4 protein-coding genes are annotated in these 14,984 nt (G+C 65.9%); 2 read left to right on the forward strand and 2 right to left on the reverse strand.

The features are described from left to right. Both ACR2JI_RS11860 and ACR2JI_RS11865 read right to left on the reverse strand, forming a co-directional pair. On the reverse strand, nucleotides 1–330 hold a 330-nt coding region (locus tag ACR2JI_RS11860), incomplete at its 3' end, for an MMPL family transporter (protein ID WP_526390272.1). A gap of 18 nt (nucleotides 331–348) precedes the next feature. Then, nucleotides 349–1,770 (reverse strand): condensation domain-containing protein, encoded by a 1,422-nt coding sequence (locus tag ACR2JI_RS11865; RefSeq protein ID WP_526390273.1) that lies wholly within the window; start codon nucleotides 1,768–1,770, stop codon nucleotides 349–351. Nucleotides 1,771–2,070: 300 nt separating this feature from the next. Here ACR2JI_RS11865 and ACR2JI_RS11870 point away from each other — a divergent pair, with 300 nt between their 5' ends. After that, on the forward strand, nucleotides 2,071–13,014 hold the full coding sequence (locus ACR2JI_RS11870; RefSeq protein ID WP_526390285.1) for a type I polyketide synthase: 10,944 nt from the start codon (nucleotides 2,071–2,073) through the stop codon (nucleotides 13,012–13,014). A gap of 129 nt (nucleotides 13,015–13,143) precedes the next feature. Beyond that, complete coding sequence (locus ACR2JI_RS11875) at nucleotides 13,144–14,979, forward strand: acyl-CoA dehydrogenase C-terminal domain-containing protein (RefSeq protein WP_526390274.1); 1,836 nt, start codon at nucleotides 13,144–13,146, stop codon at nucleotides 14,977–14,979. Nucleotides 14,980–14,984: the final 5 nt, after the last annotated feature.

The raw sequence follows: 14,984 nt of genomic DNA on the forward strand, positions 1-14,984 counted from the left end.
GATGAATTCCTGCACCATCACGACATCGCCGGGGTCACTGCGCAAGGCTTCCACCAGCTTGCGATAGGTGGCCTCATGGATGGGCCCGAGCCCGCGCTCGTCGGTCAGGACCACCAGCAGCAGATCGTCGGTGCCGGCTTCGGAAAAATCCTTCGACATCTGCCGTGCGGTGATACTCGACGGCGCATCGCCGGGCAACATGGCCAGCGGATGCTTCTGCGCCATCTCGTTGAGGTTCGGCAACAACAGCGGCAGCGCGACTGCCATCGCCACCCAGAAGCCGATGACCGCGTACGGCCACCGCGTAACGAAATCTGCTATCCGACGCACAGCGGTCCCTGCGGCAGGTTACCCACCCCGGCCCCAATCACCGTTATCGGCGACACGTTGGCAGACCGACTTCATCGCCGCGATGTAGCGGGCGACCGATTTCTGGGCGATCGGGTTGTCGCCGAACAACACCGACATCGCGGTACCGGCCTCGTACCGGAATATGTAGATCGTCAGCTGATAGGAGAACCGTCCATCGGAGTAGATGCCGATATTGTTCGAGTAGCCCATATCTGCCGCAGCCAGCACGGCGTTGAGGGGGGCGGCACCCCCGTGCAGGAAGTTCGAGACCGGAAAGTTCGGCCGGGGACTTTCCAGCCATGGTGCCAGTTCCAGGACTCGGTAATACGGCACCCGCGCCAGATTCAGACCGGTGTCGAACGATGTCTGCGCGGCCCAGGCGGCCTCGCTGAATGAGGTCGCGGCGATCGGAACCGTGATCGGGACCAGTCCGGTGAACCAGCCCTGGGTGGTGAAACCGTCGGATGTCCGGCGGGTGTCCCGCGGAGTGAGTCCGTAGTAGGTCGCGGCGCCGGTGAACTCATGGTCCACCCTGGCTGTGCACGCGAACAGACCGCCGACGAAGCGGACGCCGGCCGCCGCACAGGCCGATTCGAATCTCTCGGTTTGTTCGGCGTTCAACAGCATCTCGCCGACCATGTCCGCCACCGTCGGTTCGCCCGCGTTGCCCAGCGGCAGCGGGAACTCCGGGACGGTTCCGTTGTTGTTCTCGGCAAACTCGATCCAGGCCCGAACCTCTGGCGAATCGGTGGTCAAATCTTGAGTCGATGCGCGCTCCTGAAGGCAGAAATCGTCAAAACTTCCAGCCGCCGGCAGTGCCATGGGCTGCCCAGTCAACATCAGCGATGAATACATACCGTGGGCCTCCAGCATGGTGATACCGATCAATGCCGCGTCCCCGTGCACATGGTCGATGCTGGCGTAGAAGTCGAAGTGATTCTCGCTCTGGACAATGCCGAAGGAAAAACAGCCCCACTCCAGCGGACTCGGGATATCGACGATATGTTTCCGGGCGTCTTCGGCTGTCATCTCCCCATGGTCAACCGACTCAAATTCGATATCGGACGGGTCCGAGATGGTGTGCCGAATAACTTCTCCCTCGCCGGCGTACGCGAACCAGCTTCGATAGGTGTCGTGGCGGCGGAGATAGGAGTTGATGGCCTGGTTCATCGCTTGGATATCGCATTGGCCAGGTACTTCACAGGTCGCAATGATTTCCCGCGAGTAATCGAGTCCGGCGGCTTCCTGGTGATAGACGCCGCGAATGTGTTGGGCCTGCATGTAACTGACCGGAACTGAACTCACCGGGGCCTGATGCGCCTTCTGTAGGGCTGCGTTCGTCGGATGCCAGGAAATCAAAACACCCGGGCTCGGCGTCCAATCTTCGATTGTGCCGATAGTGATCTTCCCGATGTGCACTATCTCCCTTTCGACTCTGATCGGTCAGGGCGGCGGCTGGCCCGACACCGGTGGCTAATCCAACATAGTCCCTTTCACTGTGGCGGCCGCCGGTCAACCCCCCGCGCACGCACCGCTAAACGGTGCCCACACGCAGGGCCGAAGCCCTCGGACAGCGGCCGGGATCGCCGTCAGCCCAGGGCTGAAATTTTCCACGCCAGCAACGTACATGCCATACTGGCCCCGGGAGATGAGCCGGTCGTGACTGAACTCCTGCACGGCAGTCGAAAATTCACCGGCCGACGCGGGGAGCACAACCTCATGGCACGTACCGAGCATCCGGCGGGGCAGGCGCCCCGTTTCGCGATCATCGGCTACGCCGCTCGGCTTCCGGGTGCAGCCGACGCCGACCAGTACTGGGAGGTGCTGCACAACGGTCGTGACGCGGTGTCGGAGGTGCCCGCCGACCGCTGGGATGTCGAGGAGTTCTTCGACCCGGACCCGGCAGCCCCGGGCAAGGTCGTGACGCGGCGCGCCGCCTTCGTCGATGACGTCACCGGGTTCGACGCCGCATTCTTCGGCGTCTCGGCACGCGAAGCCAATCTGATCGACCCGCAGCATCGGCTGCTGCTGGAGACCGCCTGGCGGGCCGTGGAGCATTCCGGTACCGCCCCAACGGCCTTGGCGAACAGCCGCACCGGCGTATTCGTCGGGTTATCCACTCATGACTACCTCGGTATGGCGTCTGACGAACTGGCCTATCCCGAGGTCGACGCTTATCTGGCGATCGGCACCGCCGCCGCGGCCGGCGCCGGACGGATCAGCTACCGGTTGGGTCTGCAGGGCCCGGCGGTCACCGTCGACACCGCCTGCAGTTCCTCGCTGGTCGCGATTCACCAGGCCTGCCAGGCGTTGCAGCTGGGTGAATGCGATCTCGCCCTGTCCGGTGGGGCGAATGTCCTGCTCAGCCCCGCGACCATGATCACCTTCTCGCAGTCTCGGATGCTCGCGCCCGACGGCAAGTGCAAGACCTTCGACGCATCCGCCGACGGATATGTGCGGGGCGAAGGTTGCGGTGTGCTGGTCATCAAACGCCTCGATGACGCGATTCGCGACGGCGACCGGATCCGGGCCGTGATCCGCGGCAGCGCAGTCAACTCCGACGGCGCATCGGGAGGTTTGACCGTCCCCAACGGGGTCGCCCAGCAGCGGGTCATCACCGAGGCTCTGGAGCGTGCCGGTCTGGTCCCGGGCGACATCGACTATCTCGAGGCGCACGGAACCGGCACCTCGCTGGGTGACCCGATCGAGGTTCAGGCGGCTGCCGCCGCACTCGGCCGGGGTCGCGACGCCGACCATCCGCTGCTGATTGGATCGGCGAAGACCAATATCGGTCACCTGGAGGCCGCCGCCGGTGTGGCCGGGGTACTGAAGGTCATCCTGTCGCTCGAGCACCAGGAGCTGCCGAAGCATCTACATTTCCGGCAGCCCTCGCCGCACATTCCCTGGGACCGGATCCCGGTGCGGGTCGTCGACGAATCCCTCCCCTGGAACCGCACCGACCGGCCCCGAATCGCAGGGGTGAGTTCCTTCGGGTTCTCCGGCACCAATGCCCACGTCATCATTGAGGAGGCACCGCAGCCGGTCCCTGCGACAGCCTCGCCGGAACCATCCGATCCCCGGCGGTTCATGGTGCTGCCACTGTCGGCGCGCACGCCGGCCGCCCTGGTGCAGACCGCGGAGAACTACCGCGACTGGCTTACCGAACATCCGGAGGCCACCCTGGCCGACATCTGTCTGACCGCCGGCGCGGGCCGAGCCCACTTCGAGCACCGTGCGGCATGCGTGGTGAATTCCCGTGATTCTGTGCGTGAACTGCTCGATGCACTCGCCGACGACCGTCCGGCCTCGGGTCTGGTGCGTGGTGACCGAGCCGACGCACCGAAGACCGCTTGGCTGTTCCCCGGACAGGGCAGTCAGTACGCCGGCATGGCTCGCGAATTATTCGACACCGAACCGGTGTTCGCCGAGACGATGATCCGGTGCGCGGAGGCGGTCGCCGACACTCTCGAAAAACCCCTGCTGGACATCGTCTTTGACGCCGACGGCAACGAGGAATTACAGCAGACTCGGCATGCCCAGCCGGCGATATTCGCCGTCGAGATGGGCCTGGCCCGGCTGTGGCAGTCCTGGGGCTTCTCTCCCGACGTGCTGCTCGGACATAGCGTCGGCCAGTATTCGGCAGCCTGCGTCGCCGGCGTGTTCAGTCTTGAGGACGGCGCCCGGCTGCTGGCCGAGCGAGGCCGGCTCTTCGGTGACCTGCCTGGCGGCGGCCGGATGTCAGCGATCTTCACCGACCCGGATCGGGTCGAACGACTCACCGACGAATTCCCGAGCCTGTCGGTGGCCGCCTACAACGGCGCCACCACCGTGCTCTCCGGACCGGGTACCGACCTCGGGGAGGCCGTCGCCCGGTTGACTGCCGACGGCGTTCGCTGCGACTGGCTGGACACCAGCCACGCCTTCCACTCATCGCTGCTGGATCCGGCCCTCGACGCCTTCGAGACATACGCGGATCGCTTCGAATTCGCCTCGCCACAGCGGATCCTGGTGTGTAACCGAACCGGGGCGGCACTGGGTCGTAACGCCGCGCTCGACGGCTCCTACTGGCGCCGCCACGCCCGTCAGCCGGTCCAGTTCGCCAAGGGCGTGCAAACCCTGGCCGAACTCGGCTGCACACTGCTACTGGAGATCGGACCGCAGCCGGTGCTCACCGCCGCCGCCCTGCGCGCCTGGCCGGACCTCGCGACCACACCGACGGCTATCCCGTCGCTGCGCCGTAATCGCCCCGACCACCGCCAGCTCACCGAGGCGCTGGCAACGGCCTATGCCGCGGGACACCTTCCCGACTTCGGCGCCCTCGCGCGGGCACAGGGCCACAAGATCGACCTGCCGACCTACCCGTTCCAACACCGCCCGTACTGGTTCCGTGACAAATCCGCTGCGCACTCCCCGAACCCGGACACCGGTGTGCGTACCCAGGCCGTCCGGCTCCTCGAGGACGGCCGGATCGAGGAACTCGCCGCACTGATCGATAGTGCGGGTGGCAGCCATACCACCGCTGATGTCCTGAAAATGCTTGCTGCACAACATAACGGCCCGCGCAGTGCGCAATCCATTGCCGCTGACCGCTACGAGATCCGCTGGGAGCGGGCCATCGGCACCGCAGATGTCGGCGACGGCGTGCCCTGGCTCCTGATCGGCGACGACACCGCGGTCATCCAGCCCTTGACCGACGCACTTACCGCGCGCGGACACCGGCATCGCATCCTGGGCCTGCCGGTATCCGATACCGACGAGGAACGGATGGTCGCCGAACTTTCGGCTGCGGTGCGCGATGAGCCGACGCTGCGCATCCTCAATGTCGCCGCGCTCGACGCGACATCCGATCGCGGGTCGATGCGATCGCTGCTGCGGATACAGCACCGCATCCTGGGCGGCACCCAACGCCTGTTCCGCGCCGCGGCCGCCGCCGAGGTTCGCGTTCCGATCTGGGTGATCACCCGCGGCGCGCAACGCGTTACCGACACCGACGCGGTGTCGCCGGAGCAGACCAGTCTGTGGGGATTCTGCCGCGTCGCCGCCCTGGAATATCCGCAGGTGTGGGGTGGACTCGCCGATATGCCCGGCCACGGCGCCGTCGAGTGGTCGGATCTGATCAAACAGGTCGTCGCGGGAACCCCCGGTGAAGACCAACTCGCGCTGCGTGACACGGGAGTCCACGTTCCCCGACTGGTTCGGCGGACCGGGCAGCCGAACCCGACCCAACTGGAACTACGCTCGGACGCAAGCTATCTGGTGACCGGAGGGCTGGGTTCGCTCGGCCTCGAGATCGCGGGATATCTGGCCGCGCACGGTGCCCGGCAGTTGGTGCTGACCAGTCGCCGGACACCGGATGAGGCCACCCGACGCCGCATCGACACCCTCGGTGAACAGCATGGCTGTCAGGTCCGGGTGATCACTGCCGATGTTGCAGACCCGCATGATGTCGCACGCCTGCTGGCCACCATGCAGGCTGAACTTCCTCCGCTGGCGGGCATCATCCACGCCGCCGGCGAGAACAGCACCACACCGCTGAATTCACTCGACAGCGCCGAAGTTGACCGGGTATTCGCCGGGAAAGTCTGGGGTGCTTGGTATCTGAGTGAAGCCATCGCAGATCTTGCGCTGGACTTCTTCCTGTCCACCTCATCGATCTCCTCGGTATGGGGCAGCTTCGGGCAGAGCGCCTACAGCGCGGCCAATGCGTTCCTTGATGGGTTGACCTGGCGGCTGCGCGAGCAGGGCGTTCCGGCAATCAGCGTGAACTTCGGTCCCTGGTCGGCGGGAATGGCCGACGCCGATGCCCGCGCGCAACTGGAGCGGCGCGGAGTGCGCACGCTCCGTCCTGCCGACGCACTGGCCGGAATGGCCGACGTCATGGTCTCCGCCGCATCGGGAACGCCCGAGGCGGTGGTGGCACGGGTCGATTGGGCGCGATTCCTTCCGATCTATCTGCAGGCCGGCCGCCGGTCACTGCTTGCCGAGGTGGCCGCCGAGGTGCCCGATTCCGTGTCGGCGGCACCCGGCGGGCCGGGCAGCACCCGCCTGGTCGAAGAACTCACCGCGGCACCGGTGCAGCAGCGCAAGAAACTCGTCCTGGAGTACCTCCGTGACGCCGTCGCCGAAGTGACCCGGATCGAGGCTGCCGAGATCCGCGAAGAGGCCGGATTCTTCGATCTCGGTATGGATTCGCTGATGGCCGTCGAGCTGAGGCGCCGGCTGGAACAGGCGATCGGCAGGGAATTGCCGGTGACCTTGGCGATGGATTACCCACGGATTTCCGATGTGGCCGAGTATCTGCTCAGTGATGTGCTGCGTCTCAATGAACGCGAAGGTACGAAGGCGGCGGCGCAGCAGGCCTCATTGGCGACGTCGGCGACCGACGAACCGATCGCCATCATCGCGGTGGCATGCCGGTTCCCCGGATCACCGGATCCGGACGCGTACTGGGATGTGCTGTCGCACGGGGTGGATGCGATCCGCGAGATTCCGGAGGACCGCTTCGACATCGACGAGTTCTACGACCCCGATCAGCAGACGCCGGGCAAGATCTACACCCGCAGCGGCGGCTACCTCGACGGCATCGATGGGTTCGATCCGGAGTTCTTCGGCATTTCGCCGCGCGAGGCCGTGTGGATCGATCCGCAGCAGCGCCTGATGCTCGAGATCGCCTGGGAGGGCCTGGAAAGAGCGGGGTATTCGCCGGCATCGCTGCGCGGCAGCCGAACCGGCGTGTTCGTCGGAGTGGCGGCCAACGAATACTCGCTGCTGCTCTCCAACGACTCGGTCGACAGCCTCGAGGCTCATTTCATCACCGGTAACGCTCTCAACGCCATCGCCGGTCGGGTCGCGTTCACCCTTGGCCTGGAAGGGCCGGCGGTTGCGGTGGATACCGCCTGCAGTTCCTCACTGGTTGCCGTCCATCAGGCCAGTCAGGCCCTGCACTCCGGGGACTGCGACCTGGCCCTTGCCGGTGGTGTCAACGTGCTGTTGAGCCCGGCCTCCACCGTCGCCGCGTCCCGCGCGCGGATGCTCTCACCGGATGGACGGTGCAAGACCTTCGACGCGGCAGCCGACGGCTACGCCCGCAGTGAGGGCTGCGGCGTGCTGGTGCTCAAGCGCCTCAGCGATGCGCAACGCGACGGAGACCGGATCTGCGCGGTCATCCGCAGCAGTGCGGTCAATCAAGACGGTGCCTCCAGTGGTTTGACGGTGCCCAATGGTGGCGCTCAGCAACGACTCATCAGCTCGGCACTGACCCGCGCCGGCCTGCGCGGCGGGGATGTCGACTACTTGGAAGCACACGGGACCGGCACCCCGCTGGGGGATCCGATCGAGGTGCAGGCGGCGGCCGCCGTGTACGGAATCGGCCGGGAACCGGGCCGGCCGCTGTTGATCGGCTCGGCGAAGACCAATATCGGCCACCTCGAGTCCGCCGCGGGTGTTGCCGGGCTGATCAAGGTCGTGCTGTCCCTGCAGCACGAACTCCTCCCGCAGAACCTGCACTTCCACCACCCGTCATCGCATATTCCGTGGGCCCTGCTGCCGGTGCACGTCGTCGACGAGCCCACACCCTGGCCGCTCTCCGACAGACCACGACGAGCGGGCATCAGCTCGTTCGGGTTCACCGGCACCAACGCGCATGTGTTGATCGAAGAGGCGCCGCACCCGGTGATCATCGACGATCTCAGCGACGATGCAGCTGAGGTCGGCGGCGATGAATGCGGACGCCAACAGTGCACCGTGCTGCCACTGTCGGCGCGTTCGGCCCAAGGCCTGGTCGCGCTGGCCCAGCGGTACTCCGATTGGCTCGCGGAGCACCCCGGGGCCGCACTGGCGGATGTCTGTTTCACCGCCGGCGCGGGACGGTCGCATTTCGAGCACCGTGCCGCGGTGGTTGCCGATTCCCTGCACGAGGTACGAATGGGGCTCGACGATTTGGTGGCGAACCGGCAGCGGCCGGGAGTGCTGCGCGGTGAATGCGCCGACCCCCCCACCACAGCATGGTTCTTCCCCGGGCAGGGCAGTCAGCATCCGGGAATGGCACGCGAATTATTCGACAGCGAGCCGGTATTCGCCGACACCGTGCGCAGGTGCGCCCAGGCCGCTGATCCCGTCTTACCGCGGCCACTGTTGGAGGTGATGTTCGCGCATGACCGCGACGCCGCTGAGACGTTGCGTGATACCGCGTTCGCCCAGCCTGCGATCTTCGCCATCGAGATGGGGTTGGCCCGACTGTGGCAGTCGTGGGGTATCGAACCGGACGTGGTTCTGGGTCACAGTGTTGGTCAGTACGCGGCCGCCTGTGTCGCAGGAGTGTTCAGTATCGAGGACGGCGCGCGGCTGATCGCCGAACGTGGCCGGCTGTTCGGCAGCCTGCCGGCCGGCGGGCGGATGGTGGCGGTGTTCGCCGATGCCGAGTACGTCGAGCGCGCCGCCGCTCGCTTCACCCGGGTTTCGGTGGGTGCCTACAACGGCCAGAACACGGTGCTGTCCGGTCCCGGCGAGGACCTGGAGGCTATCGTCGCGGCCTGTAGCGAGGACGGGACCCGCTGCACCTGGCTGGAGACCAGCCACGCCTTCCATTCGGAACTGCTGGATCCGGTTCTCGATGAATTCGAATCCCTTGCGGCACAATTGGATTATGCCGTGCCGACCATGCCGGTGGTCTGCAACCGGACCGGTGCGGTGCTGACGACAGAGACACCGTTGAACGCTCAGTATTGGCGGCGGCATTCCCGTCAGCCGGTGCAGTTCACCGAGAGCGTTCGGACAGTGGCGACACTGGGCTGTTCGGTACTGATGGAAATCGGCCCACAGCCGATCCTGACCGCTTCAGCCCTGCAGATCTGGCCGGAGTCGGTGGCCACTCCCCGGGTGATCGCGTCGCTACGCAAGGGCACCGACGCACAACGTCAGATCTCCGAAGCCGTCGCCGCGGTGTATGTCAGCGGACACCGGCCGGACTTTGCCGCGATGCATCACGCACCGGAGCGGAGGCTTGAGCTACCCACCTATCCGTTCCAGCGCCGTCGCTTCTGGCCCAAGACCACCGGGATGACGAACACCGGCGCCGACGGCGTGCGGGTGTCCGGAATCCTCGGTAGCGCAAAGGATCTGGCATCCGGCGACACCGTTTACACCACGGTGCTGTCGGTCAAGAGCCAGCCCTGGCTTTCTCATCACGTCATCTACGGCACGGTCGTCGTCCCGGGCGCGACCTACGCCACGATGGCTATGGCCGCTGCCGGGGCACCGGCCCGGGTCAAGGACGTCTTCTTCTACGAGCCGATCATTCTTCCCGAGAAGGCTTCTCGCGAGGTCCAGCTGACCATGAGACCGCTCGAAGTCGGCGGCTGGAAGTTTCAGGTGCACAGCCGCCCGTACGGGGTGCGCGATGCAGACTGGTCGTTGAATGCCGACGGCAGTGTCCTTGCCGGTGCCGATGACTCCCAACCCACGCCTGCACCGGTCGACGAGGCCATCGAGCGGCTCAGCCGAATCAATCCCCAGCAACTGTTCGACACCTTCAACGATATGGAACTGGCCTGGGGGCCTACCTGGTCAACATCGCTGAAGTCACTGTGGGTCGGTTCGGGGGAAGCGGCCGGCGAGGCTATCGGCGATGTATCGATCGGCGACGAACTGGCCGAGCATCTCGGCATCGAACCCGTCCACCCGGTGCTCCTCGACCTGTGCACCGGCGTGGCTTTTCCTGCGTTCCCCGCTCTGCTCGCCGCCGAGCACGGTGTCGCTGACCTGTTCCTGCCATTGCGGTACGGACAGGTCGAGTTGCGCGAGGCGATGCCGCGACGGTTCTACTGTCGCGCACGCTGGCATGCGGGCCCAACCGACGGCGAAACCCAGGTCTTCGACATTGATTTCCTGGACCGGGAGGGCAACCGGATCGGCGGTATCAGCGAGTTCACCGTCAAACGTGCACCCCGCGAGGCGCTGCTGCGCGGACTCGGCACAGACACCACCCGACTGCTCTACACCGTAGGTTGGCATGAGGCTTCCGCACCGGCCGGCGATGCCGAGACCGGCGGCCCCTGGCTGATCGCCGGTTTCGACGAGTTGGCGGCCGGTCTACCCGGAGCCGTCGTAGTGGATCAACAGAACTGGCAACAGGCGTTCACCGATGCCGCCGACCGTGGTGCGCCGGTCACCGGAATCATCTGGCGGAGTTCCGGAAAGCCGGATGCGCAGGAGTCAACCGCCGACCTCAACGCGCGACTGGAGGCCGAGATCGGTGGTGTTCTCGGCGCCGTTCAAACCGCGTTGGCGCAGGAGAGCGGCGACGCGCAGCGCAACCTCGCCGGTGGGTTGTGGATCATGACCGAGCGGGCGGTGGCCACCGAGCCCGGCGAACCGGTCGACCCGGTGCAGGCGGCGCTATGGGGGTTGGGGCGCACCATCATCGCGGAGCAGCCGACCCTGCGCTGCAGGCTGGTGGACTGCGACTCCTTCGATGAGTCGACGGACTGGATCGCCGGCGCACTCGGCACACCGGTCCTCGAGCCCGAACTCGCAGTGCGACAGGGCAAGTTCCTGGTTCCGCGGTTGCTGCACTGGGCGCGCAGCGGTCAGCTGCCGATGCCGCGGACGCCCGACTACGTCCTGGCCCCGACCGAACGCGGCGCGATCGACAACCTCCGTCTGAGCGAGACCGAGGTTGCGCCGCCGGCGCCGAACGAGGTTCAGGTCCGGATGGAGGCCGCCGGCCTGAACTTCCGTGACGTTCTCAATGTGCTCGGCCTCTATCCGGGCGATCCCGGGCCGATCGGTGGCGACCTGTGCGGCATCGTCACCGAGCTGGGTTCTGAGGTAACCGGATTCGAGATCGGTCAGCGTGTGATGGGCTTCATGCAGGGAGCCTTCGCCAGCCGAATCAATGTCCCGGCACTCTTGCTCGCTCCGGTGCCCGACGGCGTCGACCCGGTGGGTGCGGCAACCATTCCGGCCGCCGCACTCACCGCCCGGCTGGCATTCGACTCGGCGAACCTCAAGCCCGGTGACCGCGTACTGATACACGCCGCCAGCGGCGGTGTCGGCCTCGCCGCAATCCAGTTGGCACGGCACTGCGGTGCGACGATCTTCGCCACAGCGAGCGCATACAAGCGCGCGACACTCCGGGCGCTGGGCGTGCAGTACGTCTACGACTCACGCACAACGGATTTCGCCGATCAGATCCTGGCCGACACCAACGGTGAGGGTGTCGACGTGGTGCTCAACAGCCTGACCAACGAGGGCTTCGTCGAGGCGACAGTGCGAGCCACCGCCAAGGGTGGCCGGTTCGCCGAGATCGCCAAACGCGATATCTGGACGCATGAGCAGATGGTCGCGGTCCGCCCTGATATCGACTACCGCGTCATCGCACTCGACGTCACGACGCTGACCGACCCCCAGCACATCCAGCGGCTGATGACCGAGGTGTCGGAAGGCATGGCCAGGGGCGAGTGGACTGCGGTGCCCGCTGAGGTCTACCCGCTGACCGAGGCCAAGGCTGCTTTCCGCCGGATGCAGCAGGCGCGGCACATCGGCAAGATCGTGGTGCAGATGCCCAAACCCCTGCAGCCACGCGGGGATCGGAGCTATCTGGTCACCGGTGGCCTCGGGGCGCTCGGCCTGCACACCGCGGCCTATCTTGCCCAGCTCGGCGCCGGCGACATCGTGTTGACGAGCCGTCGCGACCCGGATGCTGATTCTGCGCGCGCCATTGCCGCCCTCACGGAGCGTTTCCACTGCCGAGTGCATGTCTTCTCCGCCGATGTCGGCGACCCCGCTCAACTCGCCGGGCTGCTGGCACGGATCCGCAAAGAGTTGCCGCCCCTGGCCGGTGTGGCACATCTGGCGGGCGTGCTCGATGACGCGCTGCTCCCGCAGCAGAGCATCGACCGGTTCCGCACCACCTTGACGCCCAAAGCTCTGGCCGCACACCATCTGCACCGGTTGACAAGTGAGGACGATCTCGAGTTCTTCATCCTCTACTCGTCGGCATCGGCCGTGCTGGGCTCACCCGCTCAGGCCAACTACGCGACCGCCAATGCTCTGCTCGACGGGCTCGCGGCGCACCGCCGGGCCCGCGGCTTGCCGGCGACCGCGGTGAACTTCGGCCCGTGGGGCCGTGGCGGGATGGCAAGTTCGCAGGCCGCGATCGCCAATCTCGGCGCCCAGGGCATGATGCCGCTCGAGCCGGCCGCAGCCCTTACCGCTCTCGGCGAGGTCGTCCGGCACGGCACCGGGCAGGCGACGGTCCTCAAGGCCAACTGGCAGCGGGCCGCGAAGATGTTCGGCGGGATCCGCCCGCCGCTTCTGGACAATGTGCTGCCCACCGGCGATGCCGCGGCGACCGGTGACAGCGAATTGCTTCGGCAACTCCAGGAGATACCGGTGGCCCAGCGGGTGGGCTTCATCACCGAATTCCTGCAGCGGGAGGTCCAGGGTTTCCTCCGGCTGGCCCAGCCGCCGGCAGCGGCCAGCCGATTCCTGGATCTCGGCACCGACTCCCTGATGGCCGTCGAGCTTCGCAATAGGCTGTTTGGGCAGTTCGGCGGCAAGTTCGACATCAGCCCGACCGCGGTGTTCGACTATCCGACCATTGGCGAACTCGCAGAACACCTGGTCGCGCAGCTGCCCGAATCGGATGCCCCGACGGGTTGATCGGCCGTTTGACCTGCATCACACTTGGTTGCGTTCCAGTTGCGGATCGGTATAGTCAATAAGGTTACTGGTGGGTAACTTAGACCAAGTACCCAACCCTATAGGTGGCGTTTCCATCGAGGAGGAATTGTGGGCCACTACAAGAGCAACGTTCGCGACCAGGTGTTCAACCTGTTCGAGGTTTTCGGCGTGGACAAGGCACTCGGCCAGGGTGATTACGTCGATCTCGACGTCGACACCGCGACCGAGATGCTCGGCGAGTTGGCACGGCTGTGTGAGGGTCCGGTCGCGGACTCCTTCGCCGACGGTGACCGCAACCCCCCGGTCTTCGACCCGGCGACACATTCGGTGGCCATCCCCGAATCGTTCAAGAACTCGGTCCGGGCCTTCATCGACGGCGGCTGGGACAAGGTCGGGGTAATCGAGGACCTCGGCGGCGTTCCGGTGCCGAAGGCTCTGCTGTGGGCCCTGCACGAGCACGTGCTCGGCGCCAACCCCGCGGTGTGGATGTACGGCGGCGGCGCCGGCTTCGCCCAGATCATGTATCACCTGGGCACCGATGAGCAGAAGCAGTGGGCCACCCTGGCAGCCGAGCGCGGCTGGGGTTCGACCATGGTGCTGACCGAGCCGGACGCCGGTTCCGACGTCGGCGCCGGCCGCACCAAGGCGGTCAAGCAGGACGACGGCTCATGGCACATCGACGGTGTGAAGCGATTCATCACCTCGGCCGACTCCGATGATCTGTTCGAGAACATCATGCATCTGGTGCTCGCCCGCCCCGAGGGTGCTGGGCCGGGCACCAAGGGTCTGTCGCTGTTCATGGTTCCGAAGTTCCTCTTCGACACCGCGACCGGCGCGCCGCTGGAGCGCAACGGCGCCTTCGTCACCAACGTCGAGCACAAGATGGGCCTGAAGGTCTCGGCCACCTGCGAGCTGACCTTCGGCCAGCACGGTGTTCCGGCCAAGGGCTGGCTGGTCGGCGAGGTGCACGAAGGTATCGCGCAGATGTTCGACGTCATCGAGCAGGCGCGGATGATGGTGGGCACCAAGGCTATTGCCACTCTGTCGACCGGCTACCTCAATGCCCTGGAGTACGCCAAGTCGCGCGTCCAAGGTGCTGACCTGACCCAGATGATGGACAAGACCGCGCCGCGCGTCACCATCACCCACCACCCGGATGTCCGCCGCAGCCTGATGACCCAGAAGGCTTACGCCGAGGGTCTGCGCGCGCTGTACCTTTTCACGGCGACCTACCAGGACGCTGCCGTGGCCAAGGCGGTTCAGGGCGTGGACGCCGAGTTGGCGGTCAAGGTCAACGATCTGATGCTCCCGATCGTCAAGGGTGTCGGCTCGGAGCAGGCGTACGCCAAGCTCACCGAGAGCCTGCAGACCTTCGGCGGTTCCGGCTTCCTGCAGGACTACCCGCTGGAGCAGTACATCCGCGATGCCAAGATCGACTCGCTCTACGAGGGCACAACCGCGATCCAGGCGCAGGACTTCTTCTTCCGAAAGATCATCCGGGACAAGGGCCAGGCCTTGGCGCATGTGGCCGGCCAGATCGACGAGTTCGTGAAGAACGAGTCGGGTAACGGCCGTCTCAAGACGGAGCGTGCCCTGCTCGCCAAGGCGTTGGAGGACGTCCAGGGTATGGCGGCGACGCTGACCGGCTACCTGATGGCAGCGCAGGAAGATCCCAAGAGCATCTACAAGGTGGGCCTGGGTTCGGTGCGATTCCTGATGAGTGTGGGTGATCTCGTGATGGGCTGGCTGCTGCTACGTCAGTCCGCCGTCGCCATCGCGGCGCTTGACGCCGGCGCATCCGGCGCCGACCGCTCGTTCTACGAGGGCAAGGTCGCGGTCGCATCGTTCTTCGCCAAGAACTTCCTGCCGCTGCTGACCGGTACGCGTCAGGTGATCGAGACGCTGGACAACGAGGTCATGGAGCTCGACGAAGCCTCCTTCTAGGAGCA

It is taken from the genome of Mycobacterium sp. (assembly GCF_051006775.1).
In the GTDB taxonomy this organism is placed as follows: Bacteria; Actinomycetota; Actinomycetes; order Mycobacteriales; family Mycobacteriaceae; genus Mycobacterium.

Coding starts and splice junctions, on each gene's coding strand:
- ACR2JI_RS11870 (WP_526390285.1), top strand. CDS start 2,071: ATGGCACGTACCGAGCATCCGGCGGGGCAGGCGCCCCGTTTCGCGATC.